We start from the raw sequence: 17,204 nt of genomic DNA on the forward strand, positions 1-17,204 counted from the left end.
TCACCCATTGCGGACGAGGCTGAGCACATCGTCGCGCAAAGCTGCCATCTCGGTGGCGGTCGGAGCCTCGGCGTTGAGCCGCAACAACGGCTCGGTGTTGCTCGGGCGCAGGTTGAACCACCAGCCCTGGGCGTCGTGGATCACACTCAACCCATCGAGCCGGTCCAGGCGGACCCCGGGACGATCGACGAACGCCGCCTCGACCCGGGCCGTCGCCGCGGCCACGTCGTCCACCCGGGAGTTGATCTCACCGCTGGCGACGTACCGCTCGTACTCGGCGGTCAACTGCGACAACGGCACCGCACCCGCATCGGAGGCCTCGCCCAGCGCTGCGAGCACGTGCATCGCGGCCAGCATGCCGGTGTCGGCGAACCAGAAGTCACGGAAGTAGTAGTGCGCCGAGTGCTCGCCCCCGAAGACCGCGCTGTGAGCGGCCATCTCGGCCTTGATGAACGAGTGCCCCACACGGGTGCGCAGCGCCGTCCCGCCGGCCTCGGCGATCACCTCGGGCACGGCCCGTGAGGTGATCAGGTTGTGGATCACGGTGGCCGACCGGCCCGCGGCCCGCTCCTTGGCGATCTCGCGCCGGGCGACCAGCGCGGTGACCGCACTGGGACTGACCGGCTCGCCGCGCTCGTCGATCACGAAGCACCGGTCGGCGTCCCCGTCGAAGGCCAGGCCGATGTCGGCCCCCTCCCGGACCACGGCCGCCTGCAGATCGCGCAGGTTGGCCGGCTCGAGCGGGTTGGCCTCGTGGTTGGGGAAGGTGCCGTCGAGCTCGAAGTACAGCGGGACGACGTCCAGCGGCAGCGCGGCCAGCCCTGCCGCGGTGCCCAGCACCGCCGGGGTGGTCAGACCGCCCATGCCGTTGCCGGCGTCGACGACCACTCGCAGTGGCCGGCTGCCGGACAGGTCGACCAACGCACGCAGGTGGGCCGCGTACCCGGCGAGCCGGTCCTCGGTGACGATCGTTCCCGGGGTCGGCGCGACCGGCGCGCTCGCCCCGGACAACAACTGCTCGGCGCGCTGCCGGATCCGCACCAGGCCGGTGTCCTGCCCGATCGGGCGCGCGGCGGCGCGGCACAGCTTGATGCCGTTGTAGGCGGCCGGGTTGTGGGAGGCGGTGAACATGGCCCCGGGGGCGTCCAGCGCCCCACTGGCGTAGTAGAGGCCGTCGGTACTGCACAGCCCGATCAGGACGACGTCCAGCCCGGTCGCGGCCGCTCCCTCGGCGAAGGCCTGCGCCAGCTCGGGCGAGGAGGGCCTCATGTCGTAGCCGATGACCACGCGCCGGGTGGCACCCGAGGCCGTCCGATCGTCGGCGACCTCCTCGGCGAACGCCACCCCGAGGGCACGGGTCACCTCGGCGTCGATCTGCTCACCGACCAGACCCCGGACGTCGTAGGCCTTGACCACATCGGACAGATCACGACGTGACGCTCCCTCGGCCGGATCAGCCAGGTCGCAGAGTTCGAGCACCGCCGCATCGCCATCGCGAAGGTCGATGGCCGGCGAGAGGGCGGTGGGTGCGGTGGTCAGGTCATCACGTGCTGGAGTCACGCCTCGACCCTACCCAGCGGCACCGACACCCGGCCGGGGATCATGAACAGACCACACGATCACACGATCACACCTTGCGGGTGCGATCGAGCACGCCGTCCACGCTCAGTTCGGCTCCGCCGTGCTCCCAGGTCTTGTGTTCGCAGCGGTGGCAGGAGGTGAAGTCCACCGGTGTGCCGTCGGTGAGGTTCATCGAGAGCCGGGTCACATGGCCCGAGCCACAGGCCTGGCAGCTGATCGCCGTTCGATTGTCACGCTGAGTGAGCGACCCCAGCGGGGGATGCACGACCTCGGCGCGGCCACGACCCCGCCGGCGTACCGGGCGAGAGTGGTTCGACGGTTGGTGGGTCGTGCGGACAGAACGAGACGCTGCGGCGCGAACCGGCATCGGGAGGTTCTCCTCGGATCCACGGGCGCATCCACGGCGCCGTTCGGGTGACCCCCAGTGACTCGACCCGATCAGGGATGACCTTGAGCCCCGGGAGTGTCCCGGCGAACCCGTCCATTCCGGACGGCGCCGCTCGGGTGGTTCCGCTCGCCGAACGAGTGGGCCTCAGTGGCCGGGATCGCGCAGCACCCGCAGATGACCTCGACGGCCGACCTCCACCGAGGAGGCGGCGGCCTCGCGCATCAGGCCGGCAGCCGGTTCCGGATCGGGGCGCACCCGGGCCGCCTCGCGGACGGCGTCGGCCAGGGCCAGCAGATCGTCGTGTGAGGGTGCGGGCGACTCGAACGGTTCGGTCGACAGCCGCATCACCTCCCAGCCCCGGGGAACGGTGAGCCGCTCGGCGTGCGCAGCGCACAGGTCGTAGCAGTGAGGTTCGGCATGACTGGCCAACGGGCCGAGCACGGCCGTGGAATCCGAATAGACGTAGGTCAAGGTGGCGACGGCGGGCCGGCCGCACGCCGTCCGCGAACACTGCCGCACAGCACCCACCCGCCGGACAGTACCCGCCCGTGGCAACCCGCGACAGCCCGGCGCGCCGGTTAGCCTGGCCAGGTGTCCACACCCTCCCCCCGGCCCGGGACTCCCGCCCGTCGACGCGACCGTCACGGCCGGGGTCCGAGAGGGCCGGTGATCCCCCGCACGGTGCCCGCGTGGAAGAGCCGCTCGGACCGGTTCGACGCCACCGTGCTGGATGCGGTCGAGCGGTTGGAGCAGACCTGGCCGGCCGAGGTCGACGGCATCGAGTTCGCCGTCGAGGACGTCCCGCCGTCCGACCCGGCTCCCTGGGAACACGGAGCGGTGCCGTTGGGACGGTCCTTCCCCGCTCACGGCGATCTGCCGCACCGGGTGGTGATCTACCGGCGACCGGTGGAGTCGCGGGTGGGCGACGGTACCGAGTTGCCCGCCCTGGTGCACGACGTGGTGGTCGAGCAGGTCGCCCACCTGTTGGGCCGGCGCCCGGAGGAGATCGACCCGCGCTACGGCACCGGTTGACCGGGCCCGAACCGGATCAGCTCACGCCGACGCCGGGGTCGTGCACCACGACGGGGGGCGATACCGGGGCCGTCGGACCGGGACGCACCGGAACCACCGAGATCATGGGACCGGCAGCATCCGCCGCCGTCAGCACCATCGCCGCGTGGATCGACCCGCTACCGGCGCTGGGTACCGAACGCAGCAGCACCGCGGTGGCCGTCGCGCTGATCGGCACATCGACCTGACGCCCCGCCTCGATGCTGACGAGGCGCTCCGCTCCGGCCACACCGGCCGCGCTCACCTCGCTGACCCCGACCTCGGCGGCGCTGCCCTGCCCCGGGCTCGCGGAGGAGGCGGCGACGTCGGCGCCCGCCGTCGAGCGCTCTGCGGTGGTGAGCACCAACCGGGAGCCCACCCCCGTCGGGGGCGTCGCGAGGATCACCGTGCCGCGCAGCGGTGACGTGGCGGCCGCCCAGGCCAGATCGCTCGGCGGCACGGTCTTGCCCACAGCGGCCGCGGTACCCGCCAGCTCACCACCGGCCAGAGTGCGGGTGAGCAGAGCACCGGCCACCACCGGCTCGTCGGCCTCGACCACTGCGGTGTAGTGCCCGGCCGGCAGCGCCGCCGAGACCTGCAGCGGGACGTCGCGCACACCCCCCGCGGGAACGGTCACCACCGCGCCGGGAACGGTTACCGGCCCGGCCGCGCCGATCAGGTGGACCCGCGCCACGGCCTCGGCGTCACCGGGTGCCACGACCCGGACGGCGGTGCGCCCCGGAGCGGCCAGATCGAGCCCGGGGATCACCTGACTGCGCGCGGCCGGGGCCGCGGGGACGATTCCGTCGACCCCACCAGGGGTGAAGCCGGCCAGTCGCTGATGGTGCAGGGTCGCGACCACCCGACCGGTGCGCACCAGGACCTCGACCGCGAGCTGCCCGGCGTCCGGGGCGAGGGCGTCGACGAACAGCACCGTCTGGTGGTGGGCCGCCACGACGACGCCTTCGCCGGCAGGGGCTTTCACGATGCCCTGTGGGCCGTGCACGAACACGTCGAGCAGGGCAGTACTCGGCGTCGGGTTGATCAGCACCAGCCGGGTGCGCTCGCCGGGCCCGGTGCCACCGCCGACCAACCAGGCGTGGTTGGTGGCCGCCGAGCAGCCCGCGGCGGACAGTCCCCGCAGATCGCCCGAGGCAGCCAGTGTGGTCTGCAGCGCTGCGGCCGGCACGGCGCGTCCGGCCCCGGCGGTCCGGGCGTCGAGCCGCACCGCACCCGCAGCGGACCGGGGCAGCCGTGCCTGCGCCAGATCGCCGGCCAGGGTCAGGGGCGTCGATCCCCCGGACCCCCCGGACGGCGCAGACGCCGCAGACGCCACGGTCGCGCCGGCCAGACTCGCCGAGCCGCCGGCACCGGTGAGCGCGACCGCGCTGATCGTCACCGGGCCTTGGGGGGCGACGACGCTGCCACCGGCGGGGGCGAGCAAGGTCTCGGGGCCAGGGCACACCAGCGTGGGGGTGGCCGACGACAACGACAGCGTGACGGGGCGAACAGCCGTCGGCATCGGCGTGCCGTAGGCCTGAGCAGCCAGGCTCAGCCCCACCGCGGCGGCACCCGTCACCACGAGAGCCAGCGCGCCACGCAGTCGCGCCGCCTTCATACCGGCGACCCCTCGGCCGTGGCCTCGGTCGAAGCGTCACCGGACACGTCGGCGTCGGCCACGTCGGCATCGGCCACGTCGACGGCATCGGCCACCTCGGTGAGGTCAGCAAGCAACGTCGGGCATGACGTCGGGCATGACGTCGGGCAGGACGTCGGGCAGCTCACCCTCTTCGGGGTGATCGAGGTCGAAGACCCTGGGCGCGGGACGGATCTCGGTCTCCTGCGTGGTCTCACGAGCCACCGGGTGGGTCGGGCGGGGTGCGGGAGGCGGCGCGATCCGGCTGCGGACCCTGGGCAGGGGCAGCGCCAGCAACAGGGCGAGCAACGCCGTCACCCACCGGGCGCCGTCGACCCAGCGGCTCGCCGTCCAAGGGCTCGGCCCGACGTGACCCAGCTGGAGCCGACCGGCGTGGGCGGGCAGCACGAACGCCTGTGCCCAGCCGTTCGTGCCCGCCGTCTGGGCCACCAGCGCAACACCGTCGTAGCGCGCCTGCCACCCCGGATCGGCGGCCTCGGCGAGCACCACCCGCCGCCCGGCAGCACCTTGGGGCACGTCGGCCTCGACGCTGACGCCGTCCCTCGCCGTGGGCAGGACAGCGCGCACCACGCCGTCGGGGTCGATCACGCGCACCCGGTAGGTGCGGGCACTGGCCCGCTCGGTGGGCGCCGGGTCGACGCGCCACATCGCGCGGCCGGCCCCGGCGTTGACGCGCACCAGGCCCGGGGCGCCGTCCAGGGCGCGTTCGGCGGTCTCGTCGAGCGGTTCGAGCAAGGCCACGCTGCCCACCCCGAGGCCGGCGAGGGCGCTGCGCTGGTCGCGGCCTGCCGGGGAGAGCAGGCCCGAGATCACCGGCAGGACGACCGCGTCGTCCCGCTGGGCCGCGGCACCGGAGAAGCCGGCGAGCCGGCGGTCGGCGGAGTCCTCACCCCAGCGCTGCACGCTCCCGCGGGACAGCGACCATCGGATCCGTTCGCCGTCGACGGCGAGCACCAGGGCGCGGGTCGCCCCCGGCCCATCGCCCTCGGCGGCCGCCACGGCCGGGAGCAGGGCGGTCCGGCTGCGGTGCACCGCGAGGGCATCGGCGGAGGCGAACACGGCCAACGCCGTCAGCGACGGAACCGCCAGGAGTACCAACACCGGGCTCAGCAGACGGCGACGCCAGGGGCCGGTGCGGCGCATCCGGCGCCCCACCTGGGGCAGCACCGCGACCACGGCGATCGCGACCCCGAGCAGGGCCACCGACAGCGCCGGCCCGGACCACACCCGAGACCCGGCCACCAGGATCCGTTCGCCCACCAGGGCAGCCGCCAGACCGGTCAGCGCGATCAACCAGCCGAACACCGCGACCCGGCCGGCACCACCCCGCCGGAACAGGGCAGCCGCGGCCAGCACGATGACCGGCACGGCCAGCGCGATCGCCACGGCCACGGCGCCCACGACGATCAGGGGTAGGTCACCGACCACCGGGGGCAGCGGCTGTCCGACAGCCTGCGACAGGTACGCACCGCCGAGGCGCTCGGCCAGCGGCCCACCCAGGCTGAACAGCTGCTTGGGCGATCCGGGCAGGAACATCAGGTGCCACCACGGCGAGGACGGCGCCGCCGACCAGGGCGCGTCGCCGGCCAGTAACAGGCCGGGACGCCGCGCCACGGCCGCCCACCAGGGCAGCAGCACCACGGCCGGGATCAGCACGGTGAGCACCACCGGCAGCAGGCGGCGGGCGCCGAACACCACGGCCGCCGTGCCCGCGGCGACCAGGACGAGCACGGACAGCGGGACGGCCGTGGCCGGCGCCGCAGCGATCAGGGCAGTCATCAGGGCCCCGGCTGCAGCGGCTGCGGCGGGCGAGCCCGCGGTCAGGGTGCGCCAACAGGCCAGGGCGAACACCGGCAGCAGCAGGTGCACCAGGACGGCCGTGGGGCGGCCGGTGGCGACGGCCGCCAACAGCGGTGGGGCGGCCGACCAGATCAGCGCCGTGATCAGGCGCGTCGGGCGCGAGCGGGTCAGCGAGGCCGTCACGGCGTAGGCGACCGCGGCAGCCACGGCCGGGCCCGCCACCAGCAGCACCGTCACCAGACGGTCGGGAGTGCCGAACGGCAGGGCCAGCACGGCGAACAGCGATGTGGCGGGATCCGCGATGGCGCTCGCACCCAGACCGACCGGGCGCCAGGTCGGGCCGGCCTCGCGCCACACCCCGGCGATCCCGTCCGGCATCGGGCGCAGATGGACCCCGGTGACGGCCCCCGCGCCGGTGATCAGGTGACGGCCCGCGACCAGCCCCGCGACCAGGGCCGGCAGGCTCGCCAGCAGGCCCGGGACCGCCCGACGCAGCCGTGACGGCCCGGGCTCCGGCGGGGCGTCGCGCCAGCGAGCCGAGGGCCGGATCCACGACGTGATCTCGTCGCGGCGCTGCCTGGCCAACAGCCGGACAGACGCCCCCAGCGTGCGCACGGCCCCGGCGGGAACGGTTCGTGCCGAACGGATCCGGCGGCGAGCCCCGATCCAGCGGGCGGGCCGGGTCAGCACCTCGGACGTGGTGATCAGTTCGTCGAGACTCTCGGAGGGCTGCTTCAACACCAGCCGGACGACGGCCCGCGCCGGCCCGGCGAGCAGGGTCCAGACCAGGGCGACCGGCACCAGCCACCACCGGGTCCAGGCCAGGCGCAGCAGCAGGGCGTCGCGTCGATCGTCGCGGTAGCTCGCGCGAGGGGCGGTGGACGCCGCGGCGACCACGGCGCCGGGCACCACGACCACGCGGTGGCCGCGCAGGTGAACCCGACGGCAGAACTCCAGGTCGTCCCGGGCCCCGACGAGCGCCCGGTCCGGGCCACCCAGGTCGGTCCAGACGTCACGTCGCACCAGCATCCCCGCGGTGCGCACCGCCAGGACGTCACTGCGCAGGTCGTGTTGCCCCTGGTCGAGTTCACCGCGGTCGAGTCCGGTGATCACCGCACCCCAGCGGGACGTGGTGACGCCGACGTCGCGCAGCCGCTGGTCGTCGTCCCACTCGACCTGTTTGCAGCCGGCGACCGCCACGGACGGCGCGGTCTCGACGGCGGCGAGTAGTCGCTGCAGGGCGTGAGGAGCCGGGGCGGCATCCGAGCGCACCAGCCACAGCCACTGCCCCCGGGCGTCGGCGGCTCCGTCGAGTTCGCCCCCGGGCCGGCCGCTCGCAGAGGGTTCGGACGTCGCCTCGTCGGCCTCCTCCGGGCGGTCGAAGCGCAACGCCGCGGCCACCTGATCACGCAGGCCGCCGCGCGAGACTCGATCCCCGGCCGGGGTCTCGGCGATCGGGATCGATCGGCTGGTGAGCAGTTCGGCGGCCTCGCGTGCCTCGACCGCGGGCAGCGCGGCGTCCAGAACGGCCACCACGGCGTCCGGCATCCGGGTCTGTTGGGCGAGGGCGTCGAGAACTCGCGTGAGTCCCGCCGAGCCGGTCACCGACAGAATCGCTACAACGCGTGCTTGACCCCACACGCTCCGCGACGAACGCCGACCGACGGACACCGCTCCCGCCGCGGTGTCGATGGCCATCGTGACGATCAGACCGCGCGCTTCTTGACCCGGCGGCGTTCACGCTCGGACAAGCCGCCCCAGATACCGAAGCGTTCATCGTTGGCCAGCGCGTACTCGAGGCACTCCGGTCTGACCTCGCAGGACAGGCAGACACGCTTGGCTTCGCGCGTGGACCCCCCCTTCTCGGGGAAGAACGCCTCGGGGTCGGTTTGGGCGCACAGCGCCCGTTCCTGCCACTCCAGCTCCGGAGGGAACGCTGCCTGCGCGTTGTGATCCACCCCGTGACCGAACGGCAGAGCCGGCTCGGAGGCGATCTGGAGAGTGATCGCCATCGGCTCGTGCACCTGGTGCCCTCCTCGACCCTCGGGTACCAGCCGGCCTCCCGCTGACCGGCTGGCATCCCGTGTATGTGCCCGAATTCGCATGTTACTCAACTAATGCACCTGGACACGTTCAGTTGCCGCGGCCGGATGACACTGAGGGAATTACACGCGTGTCGTACCCATGACGTCAAGCCGCTTGGTGGTACTCGGGCAAAGAGATGACTTCACGCCTCGGCCATGTTCGGGCGTGTTCGGGCGTGTCGCTCGTGCCACCGAGAGCCGGCAACCCCCGCTGATCAGCAACGATCCCCCCGGACCGTCGCGGCGCCCGTGACCTTCGCCACGGGCGCCGCGATCCCCCTGTCACCGACGGCTCACCCGGCCGCCGGAGCCTCACCGACGAGGCCGGGGCGCGATCGGGTGCGCTCCAGGACCTCGGCCACGGCCCGGGCGTACCGGGTACCAGCGCCCAGCAGCACCACACCGGCGACCATGAACGTGGCCGCCCGGGTGAAGCCGCTCAGGGCCGACAGGTCGAAGAACACCAACTTGGCGGTGGCGGCCGCGAGCACCGTCAGACCCGAGGCCATCGACGCCTGCACCACCGCGGGGCGACTCAGACCGAGCAGCAGGATCGCGCTGCCGGCGACCACCCAGGCCGTGGTGGCCAGGAAGTGCCCCACGTGGAAGCCCCGGCCCCACACCGCGATCGGGGCGGCGACACAGATCATGGTGAGCGCGTACAGACCGACCAGGACGGCGAGCCCGGCCACCGGGGCGGGGGCGAGCTGCAGCGCCCGGGTCCGGGCCGCGGTCGCCACCAGCAGGCAGACCAGGGCCAGCAGCAGCACCCCGGCCACCACCGCCCCGACGCCGAGAACGGACCGGTCGTAGTTCCGGTCGGCCAGCTCGGACGGCGGCAGCACGCTCAGCACCTGCCCCAGACCGATCACGGCGAAACCGGCCGTCACCAGCAGCATCACCCGGGAGGCGGCGCGCAGACAGATGGCCGCGCCCACCACGGCGATCATCAGGACGGGGGCGGCATCGAGCACCACATCGTCGGTCGGGACGGCGATCGCCGCCTGCAGCAACGAGATCGCACCGACGGTGGTGATCACGGCATCGACCGGGGCACCAGCGGCGCGGCGCCAGTAGGAGACCGGCCAGAAGGCTGCCGCCACGGCGAGCGGTACCACCCCGGCGTGGGCCGGACCGTCGAGGAAGCCGGTCACGAGCACTGGCAGCGCGGCCAGGCCCACCGAGGCCGCGGTGGCCACCGGGTGCGCCCCGGTGCGAGCGGCCAGCACTCCGGCGGTCAGGCCGATCACGGCCACCAGGACGGCGGTGACCAGCACCGACCAGCGCAGCGGGACGCCGTCCGCCTCGATCAGCGCGAGGGTCACGAGCGCGCATGCCACCGGGACGGTGCGCACCACGGTCAGCACGGACCAGCGCCGCAGCCGGTCGGTGGCGGCGCCACCGGCCTGCAGCAGCACCAGGAATCCCACCAGCTGCAGGTCCAGCAGAGCCGAGACCATCGACCCCGTCAGGGCCGCGGCGACCACGACGATCACCGCCAGGGCCTGCGACGTCCAGCGCAACGCCAACCACATGCCCCCGACGGTCACGATCCCGGCGAGCACCAGACCGATGGACGTCGGAACCCAGTGATAGCGAGTGGTCACCGCCACCACGTCCAGGAACGCCGCAGCCAAGCCTGTGGCGGCGAGCGCCACCCCGCCGACCCGACCGCCGGGCCGGTCGGCCACACGGGATCCTGCGGCCACCAGAGCGGCCGCGAGCAGGGCGCCGCCGGCCACCCGAACCCAGGGCTGCAGCAGACCGGCCTGGGCGGCGAGCACGAGCATCATCACCACGCCGATGAGGGTCACTCCCACCCCGGCCAGGGCCAGCAGCCGGCTGATCAGGCCCTCACGTCCCCAGCCGAACCAGTCACCGCGTCGTGGCGCGGGAGTGCGATGGACGTCCGGGGTGCCGGGGGTGCCGGGGAGCGGGGGCGGGAGGTGGGGCGGGAGTGGGGGCGGGGTCGCCGCGCGACTCGGGAGCCGGGTGCCCGGCGCGGGCGGCGGAAGTGGCGCGTCGGGCGCGGCCGTCGCCGCCGGTCGGGGCGGAGGTGACGCCGGGCGATCGACGGCAGCAGGCGCGACGGGGCTGGCGGCGACGGGACGGGGGGCGACGGGACGGGGAGCGACGGGACCGGAGGCGAAGGCACCGGGAGCCGCGAACGGCGAGGGGGCGACGGGCGAGGGCGCCGCGGAAGGCGCCGTGACGATGCCCCGCAGATCGACGGCCACCAGATCGAGCTGGCGGCTGAGCAGGGCGCAGTGTTCGGCCAACCGACCGAGCACGAGGGGGTCGATGCGAGGGGTGGTGTCCATGACGATCACCTTGCGCCGCAGGGCCACCCGGCGGATGAGTAGGCCTACTCACGAGAGTTGGGGGTTGTCGCCCGGCACGCTCGCCCAACAGCCACGACTCAGAAGGGCGGGTGTTCGGTTTCGGTGGTGATGGTGCGTCCGGTGGGGGTGGTCCACCGGGTGATCACCGGCGAGGCTCGGCCCCGGACCGCTGCCGAACCCTGCCGAGGTCGGGGGATCACGATGCGCGGCACGAAGCCGCGTTCACGCAGGCGATGGTGATGGGCGCAGAGCGGGTGCAGGTTGCACTCACAGGTCACCCCGCCCTCGCGGTGGGGAATCCGGTGGTCGACCTCACAGCCGCTCGCCTGTCGACGACACCCCGGGAAGGAGCAACACCGGGCTCGCGCCTGGACGAGTTCGCGCAGCAAGCCGGTCGCGGTGCGGACCAACGCAAGGGGCGCACGACCGATGCCCAGCACGGTGCCGTGGGTGGGTGAGGTGGGGTCGTCATCGGTGATCAGACACCGCCAGGTCGCTGAGGCCCCCATCCGCTGCAGAGCCGCGAGCAGCTCTCGGACCTGCTCGGCCGGCAGGGGGCCGTCGTTGCCGACCTCGCCGAGGCCGTCCGCACCCACGATCACCGACAACGGGACGGTCACGTGGACCCGGGCACTGGTGTACCGCTCGATGGCGGCCCGGTTCAGGCAGGCCGGTGTGACGCCGGCACCGGGGCTGGCGGTGTCGGTGACGTCGGTGGTGTCGGTGTCAGCGGTGACGTCGGTGGTGTCGGTGTCAGCGGTGACGTCGGTGGTGTCGGTGTCGGCGGTGTCGGGAGTGTCGTCCGGAGCAGCGTGGGGATCGAGCGCTGCGGCGATCAGGTCCAGAACCGTGTCGGCGCGCTTGGCATCGGGCAAGCGTTCGTGGCCGGGGTCATCCTGAGCCAGGGCAGCCAGGGCGGTCACCACGATCCGGGCGGTCTCGATATCGGCCAGAGAGCCGGTCACCGCCATCCGGCCCATGCCGTGACCTGCCGCCCGGAACGACACCCCCCGATGGTCGTGGGCCTCGCGCGCCTGACGGGAGTAGCCCTCGGGATCAGCCGCCGCGACGGCTCGCTCCAACCACACCCGCAATTGAGGCATGGTCAAGGTGGTCACCTTCACCACGAGCTGCGGTTCGAGAACGGCGAGACTGTCGGTGGTCAGCGAGAGAGTCTTCTCATGGATCAGCCGCGCCCGATCGAGGTCGACGACCCCGGTGGTCACCTGGCCCCACACCCGGGGCAACCGCGTCGGCAATGCCCGCAGCGCATCGATCCGAGCGGCGACCGTGTGTTCGGTCAGCAGGCAGGCGGTGGCGGTCTCGGCGACCGCTGCCCGAAACCCCAGATCCCGCGACCCTGCCGTGCCCGGCGAGCGCTCGGCGTCCTCGGGTGGGTATCTCTCCCACCGGGCGGCCAATTCCCCCGCCGCCAGCGTCGAGGCCACCAGGCTCCAGGCCGCCAGTCGCTGACCGGCGCTCGCCAGGTCGACCAGCACCGCGTCAGGCAGATCCGCGACACAGCCGCCGTCCACCACGGCATCGACGGTGTCGGCATCCAGCGCCGGGGTGGTTCGGCTCAGCCCGGGCAGGTCCCCGACCGCCGCCGCGACAGCAACAGCCAGCCGAGGCCCGGCCTGCCGAGTCAGGGCCTGAGCCAGGCCACCCCGAGTACCGGCCCCCACCCCGCCGTCCGGGTCGCCATCTCGATCGGCCGACATGGTGAGCGGGACCTGCGCCGCCATCCGGGCAGACCGCGTGGTCAGTTCCTCGACCCGATCCCACGCCGCCTCACGCTCGGCGACCAGCCGCTCCACGTCGGCGTGCAACCGGTCGATGCGCTGCCACAGCTCGGCCACCACCCCGGGTTCGCCCGGCTCCGGCGAACCCGCAGCAGGAACCTCCAGCGCGGTCATACCTACATCATAATCGTACATATGTACGATAGCAAGAGGGCACAGAAGCCCATCACACCTTTTCGTGACGTCCGAGCTACGGGGCATCAGCCCTGGTCGAGGCCCTGTTCGATGACGTAGCGCGTCAGCTCGACCCGGTTGGCCAGGTGCAGTTTGCGCAGCGCCGATTGCACATGGTTCTCGACGGTTCGATGCGACAGGCCGAGCCGGCCGGCGATCTGCTTGGCCGACATGCCCTTGGCCACCAGGCGCAGTACCTCGGTCTCGCGCTCGGTCAACACCGCCCGGGGCGCCTGCCCCGCCGGGGCATGGGCCGACATCCGCCGGTACTCGCCCAGCACCAGGCCGGCCAGCCCCGCGGTGAACACTGCCTGCCCAGCCGCCGTCCGCCGGACGGCGTCGATCAACTCCGCTGCCGAGGCGCTCTTGACCAGGTATCCGCAGGCCCCGGCCTTGACCGCCTCCAACACGTCGTCCCGCTCGGAGGAGGCCGACAGCACCAGCACCCGCGAGGCCGTCGAGGCCGCCAGCACCCGGGCGGTGGCCTGGGCGCCACTGCCGTCGGGCAGGTGCATGTCCATCAGGACGACGTCCGGCAGGGTCGCGGCAGCACGCCGAGCTGCCGCCTCGACGCCATCGGCGGTGGCCACGACCTCGAACCCGGCCTGCTCCAGGTCGCGGCTCACAGCGTCGCGCCACATGGGGTGATCGTCGACGACCATCACGCGCCACGCCGCCGGGCCGGTGCCCGTCTCACTCACTCGTCAGCCTCCCCCGCGCCCGCGGTTCGGGGCACCCGCAGCTCCCACTCGGTGCCGTCGTCCGGCCCGGTGTGCACCACGGCGCTGCCCCCGATCGCGGCCATCCTGCCGCGAATCGACTGGACGACGCCGAGCCGGCCCTCCCCCGCAGCGCGGGCCAACCGGCCCTCCGGAATCCCCGGGCCGTCGTCGCGCACGGTCACCACCACCTCGTGGCCGAGGTCCTCGACGAGGATGTACCGGCCGGCGCCCGGGGCGTGCTGTGCGGTGTTGTGCAGCGCTGCGCGCACCGCAGCGACCAGGTCCGCGAGGTGTGCCGGTGGCAACGGCACCGGGTCCGGCGGGACCGAGACCGCCGTTCCCGCCTCCTCGAGGGCAACCATCGCAGCGGCCACGTCGCCCTGCGCCGGGTCGGGTGCTCCGGGTTGGGCGGCGAGCACCCGGCGCAGAGCGCGCTCGGCGAGACCGGCCTGCTCGGCCAGGTCGGGGTCCACCGAGCCACCGCGCCGGTTCACCAACGCGAGCACCTGCAGCGCGCCGTCGTGCACCTGGCGGGCCAGACGTTCGCGCTCGGCGGTGGCCGCGCGGATCTCGATCGCCTGGCGCAATTGCTCGTTCGCCCGCGCCACGATGCCGGCGAGCAGGCCGATGACCAGGCCCATGATGGTCAGCACCGGCACGGTGGCGTCGCGGAACACCGAGGCAAACAGAGCATCCGAGACCGCGTTACAGGCCAGCGCGACCGGCAGCGCCACGGCCACCCCCGCCACCGGACCCCAGAGCAATGCCGCCGAGATCACGGCGTTGGTCGCCCACAACGTGGTCGGCAACGACTCATGGGTGCGCCAGAAGTCCGCCGGGGACACCACCCAACTGCTGAACACCAGCACCAGCGTGATCACGATGTCGGCCACCACGACCGGACGGCGACGACGGACGAGGGCCGGCGACGTCAGCGCGGTCACCGCCAGCCCGCTCCAGATCACCTGCACCGCGATCAGCAGCCAGCTCAGCGCCGGGTGCTGGTAGCTGCGGTAGGAGGTGATCTCCACCCCGATCGCGTACGCCAGCCCGGCCAGCCGAAAGGCCTGCGCGGCGCGCCACAGCGGCAGCACCGGATCACTCGCGGGGGCAGCGGCATCGCTCACGTGCCCATGATGGCCGGTGCCGGGGCCGTCCGGGGAGGCCGCCACCGGGATGACAGGATGGGCGACATGCACATCACTGCCCTGGCCGGAGGCATCGGAGGTGCCCGGTTCCTGCGTGGCCTGATCCACCACCTCGCCACGCGCGAGGCCGGGCCGGACGCCGCGACCGAGATCACGGTGATCGGCAACACGGCCGACGACGTGACCCTGCACGGGCTGCGGGTCTGCCCCGATCTGGACACCGTGATGTACACCCTCGGCGGCGGCATCCACGAGGAGCAGGGCTGGGGACGCGAGGGCGAGACCTTCGGGGTCGCGGCGGAACTCGCGGCCTACGGCGCCCAACCCCAGTGGTTCACCCTCGGCGATCGCGACATCGCCACCCACATCCAGCGCACCCGCATGCTCGGCGCGGGGATGACCCTGTCGGCCGCAACAGCGGCCCTCTGTGAGCGCTGGCAGCCGGGCGTTCGGTTGCTGCCGATGAGCGACGACCGGGTCGAGACCCACGTGGTGATCGAGCGGGACGGCGCGCGCGAGGCGATCCACTTCCAGGAATGGTGGGTGAGACTGCACGCCGCCGTCCCGGCGCAACAGATCCTGGCGGTGGGCATCGAGCAGGCCAAGCCGGCTCCTGGGGTGGTCGAGGCGATCGAGTCCGCGGACGTCGTCCTGCTGCCGCCGAGCAACCCGGTGGTCTCGATCGGCACCATCCTCGGCGTCCCTGGCATCCGTGAGGCGATGCGCCGCACGACGGCGCCGGTGGTCGGGGTCTCGCCCATCGTCGGCGGCGCCCCGGTGCGCGGCATGGCCGATGCCTGTCTGACCGCGATCGGCGTGCCCACGACGGCCGCCGCCGTGGCCGGGTTGTACGCGGACTTCCTCGATGGCTGGCTGGTCGACGATCGCGACGGCGACGACAGCGAGGACAGCGGGGACAACGAGGACGTGGACGCCACGGCCTGGCCGGATGGAGTGGCCCTGCAGGCACGGCCGTTGCTGATGACCGACATCCCGGCAGCAGCCGAGATCGCCGGCGCCGCACTGGATCTGGCGCTCCGGCTCGCCGCTGCCCGGTGAACCGGGTCGAGCTGGTCGCCCTCACCGGGCTGCCCGAGGTCGGGCCTGGCGACGATCTGGCGGAGCTGATCGCGAACGCCTCCCGGGACGGCGTCCGGCTCACCGACGGTGACATTTTCGCCGTGTCGAGCAAGGTGGTTGCCAAGGCCGAGAACCGTTACGCACCAGGTGAATCCACCGACCAGCACACGGCAGCCGTGGCAGCCGAGACGGTTCGGGTCGTGGCCTCGAGAACCACGCCGCGCGGCACGGCCCAGATCGTCGAGTCGCGGTCGGGCCCGGTCTTGGCGGCGGCCGGCGTCGATGCCTCCAACGTGCCCCCCGGGCCGGACGGCGCGGCTCGGGTGCTGCTGCTGCCCGCCGACCCGGACGCCGCCGCCCGGCAGCTCCGGGCGAGGCTGACCGCGCTGACCGGTCGCCGGCTCGGCGTCCTGCTCACCGACACCCTCGGCCGGCCGTGGCGAACCGGGCAGGCCGACACCGCGATCGGCGCCGCCGGCGTGTGCCCCGCCGAGGACCTGTCCGGCCACCCCGACACCCAGGGGCGGGCGATGGAGGTCACGTTGCGTGCGCTGGCCGACGAGATCGCCGCCGCCGCCGACCTGGTCAAGGGCAAGACCGACGGCGCCCCGGTGGCCGTCGTCCGGGGCCTGGCGCACCTGGTGACCGAGGACGACGGGCCGGGGGCCGCCTCGCTGCTGCGCCCGGCGAGCGAGGACTGGTTCCGCTACGGCCACGCGGAGGCGGCCCGGGCCGCACTCGGCCTGACCCCGGAGCTGGTGACGGCAGCCGGCCTCGCACCGCAACCGGTGAGCGCGGGCACCCTGACCGAACGGCTGCAGCGAGCCGTCACCATCGCTCGGGCCGCCCCGGCGCCCGGCTGCCCCGGCGCCCTGGTCACGATCGAGCCGGACGCCGTCCGGCTGAACCTGCCGCCCGGCGCCCCCGGGCCGGCACTGTTCGCCCTCGGCGCCCTGGCCCAGCGGATCCTGGTGGCCGCATGGGCCGAGGACGTCCTGCTCACCCTCGAAGCCGGCGGTGACGGCATCGCCCTCACCCCGTCAGGGCGACGACCCTGATCCGGCGCGGGGCATCCACCGGGCGAGGAGGACCTCGACCAGTCCCAGCACCGCGATCGTCACCACCAGGGCAACGCCCCCGATCACCCACGAACCGAACGGCAACCGGTCGGCCCAGTCCGCGGGCATGCCCATGCCGTCCCGGATCAGACCCACCCCGCCGTACCCCGCGGCGAGGCCCACCGTGCCCAGGACGACGGCAGCGACCGCGGTCGGCACACTCCAGCCATCGAGCACATCCCAGCGGTCTGCCCGGGCGATGAGACGATCCGCCCTCGCGCCTCGAGTCATGACCCGAGCCTGAGCCGTGTCCCCGGC

The 17,204-nt window shown here is 73.5% G+C and carries 13 protein-coding genes; 3 read left to right on the forward strand and 10 right to left on the reverse strand.

Annotated elements, in window-relative coordinates; all coding sequences use genetic code 11:
- On the reverse strand, nt 1-1,461 hold the full coding sequence (locus tag IPK24_18255) for a phosphomannomutase/phosphoglucomutase (GenBank protein ID MBK8077454.1): 1,461 nt from the start codon (nt 1,459-1,461) through the stop codon (nt 1-3).
- Nucleotides 1,462-2,113: 652 nt separating this feature from the next.
- Nucleotides 2,114-2,497 (reverse strand): DUF3499 domain-containing protein, encoded by a 384-nt coding sequence (locus tag IPK24_18260; GenBank protein MBK8077455.1) that lies wholly within the window; start codon nt 2,495-2,497, stop codon nt 2,114-2,116.
- Between the two features lie 141 nt (nt 2,498-2,638).
- On the opposite strand from IPK24_18260, the gene IPK24_18265 reads away from it, so the two are divergent.
- Complete coding sequence (locus IPK24_18265) at nt 2,639-3,001, forward strand: metallopeptidase family protein (GenBank protein MBK8077456.1); 363 nt, start codon at nt 2,639-2,641, stop codon at nt 2,999-3,001.
- A gap of 16 nt (nt 3,002-3,017) precedes the next feature.
- Here IPK24_18265 and IPK24_18270 read toward each other — a convergent pair whose 3' ends face one another.
- The 7 genes from IPK24_18270 to IPK24_18300 all read right to left on the reverse strand — a co-directional run bounded on the left by IPK24_18270 (nt 3,018) and on the right by IPK24_18300 (nt 14,727).
- A complete protein-coding gene (locus IPK24_18270) occupies nt 3,018-4,637 on the reverse strand; it encodes a hypothetical protein (protein ID MBK8077457.1) in 1,620 nt (539 codons plus the stop codon).
- A 105-nt stretch (nt 4,638-4,742) separates the two neighbouring features.
- Nucleotides 4,743-8,081: a glycosyltransferase family 2 protein gene (locus tag IPK24_18275; GenBank protein ID MBK8077458.1), complete on the reverse strand. Its 3,339-nt coding sequence runs from the start codon at nt 8,079-8,081 to the stop codon at nt 4,743-4,745.
- 101 nt (nt 8,082-8,182) lie between these two features.
- Nucleotides 8,183-8,434: a WhiB family transcriptional regulator gene (locus IPK24_18280; protein MBK8077459.1), complete on the reverse strand. Its 252-nt coding sequence runs from the start codon at nt 8,432-8,434 to the stop codon at nt 8,183-8,185.
- A gap of 419 nt (nt 8,435-8,853) precedes the next feature.
- Entirely contained in the window at nt 8,854-10,881 is a 2,028-nt protein-coding gene (locus tag IPK24_18285) for a DUF2339 domain-containing protein (GenBank protein ID MBK8077460.1), read from the reverse strand.
- A gap of 98 nt (nt 10,882-10,979) precedes the next feature.
- Entirely contained in the window at nt 10,980-12,818 is a 1,839-nt protein-coding gene (locus tag IPK24_18290) for a hypothetical protein (protein ID MBK8077461.1), read from the reverse strand.
- A gap of 86 nt (nt 12,819-12,904) precedes the next feature.
- The gene (locus IPK24_18295) at nt 12,905-13,540 is read right to left on the reverse strand and encodes a response regulator transcription factor (protein MBK8077462.1); all 636 of its coding nucleotides are present in this window, start codon (nt 13,538-13,540) and stop codon (nt 12,905-12,907) included.
- A gap of 35 nt (nt 13,541-13,575) precedes the next feature.
- The gene (locus tag IPK24_18300) at nt 13,576-14,727 is read right to left on the reverse strand and encodes an ATP-binding protein (protein MBK8077463.1); all 1,152 of its coding nucleotides are present in this window, start codon (nt 14,725-14,727) and stop codon (nt 13,576-13,578) included.
- A gap of 66 nt (nt 14,728-14,793) precedes the next feature.
- Here IPK24_18300 and IPK24_18305 point away from each other — a divergent pair, with 66 nt between their 5' ends.
- Both IPK24_18305 and cofE read left to right on the forward strand, forming a co-directional pair.
- Entirely contained in the window at nt 14,794-15,807 is a 1,014-nt protein-coding gene (locus IPK24_18305) for a 2-phospho-L-lactate transferase (GenBank protein ID MBK8077464.1), read from the forward strand.
- Nucleotides 15,804-16,886 (forward strand): coenzyme F420-0:L-glutamate ligase, encoded by a 1,083-nt coding sequence (gene cofE, locus IPK24_18310; GenBank protein ID MBK8077465.1) that lies wholly within the window; start codon nt 15,804-15,806, stop codon nt 16,884-16,886. The genes IPK24_18305 and cofE overlap by 4 nt, the downstream gene beginning before the upstream one ends.
- Here cofE and IPK24_18315 read toward each other — a convergent pair.
- The gene (locus tag IPK24_18315) at nt 16,869-17,177 is read right to left on the reverse strand and encodes a hypothetical protein (GenBank protein MBK8077466.1); all 309 of its coding nucleotides are present in this window, start codon (nt 17,175-17,177) and stop codon (nt 16,869-16,871) included. The two genes, cofE and IPK24_18315, sit on opposite strands and share 18 nt — an antisense overlap.
- Nucleotides 17,178-17,204 lie beyond the last annotated feature (27 nt).

This window comes from Kineosporiaceae bacterium (assembly GCA_016713225.1).
Classification (GTDB): Bacteria; Actinomycetota; Actinomycetes; order Actinomycetales; family Kineosporiaceae; genus JADJPO01.

Excerpts from the sequence above, each read along its gene's own strand:
- IPK24_18270 (MBK8077457.1), bottom strand. The coding sequence starts at position 4,637 with ATGAAGGCGGCGCGACTGCGTGGCGCGCTGGCTCTCGTGGTGACGGGT.
- IPK24_18285 (MBK8077460.1), bottom strand. The coding sequence starts at position 10,881 with ATGGACACCACCCCTCGCATCGACCCCCTCGTGCTCGGTCGGTTGGCC.
- IPK24_18290 (MBK8077461.1), bottom strand. The coding sequence starts at position 12,818 with ATGACCGCGCTGGAGGTTCCTGCTGCGGGTTCGCCGGAGCCGGGCGAA.
- IPK24_18295 (MBK8077462.1), bottom strand. The coding sequence starts at position 13,540 with ATGGTCGTCGACGATCACCCCATGTGGCGCGACGCTGTGAGCCGCGAC.
- IPK24_18305 (MBK8077464.1), top strand. The coding sequence starts at position 14,794 with ATGCACATCACTGCCCTGGCCGGAGGCATCGGAGGTGCCCGGTTCCTG.
- IPK24_18315 (MBK8077466.1), bottom strand. The coding sequence starts at position 17,177 with ATGACTCGAGGCGCGAGGGCGGATCGTCTCATCGCCCGGGCAGACCGC.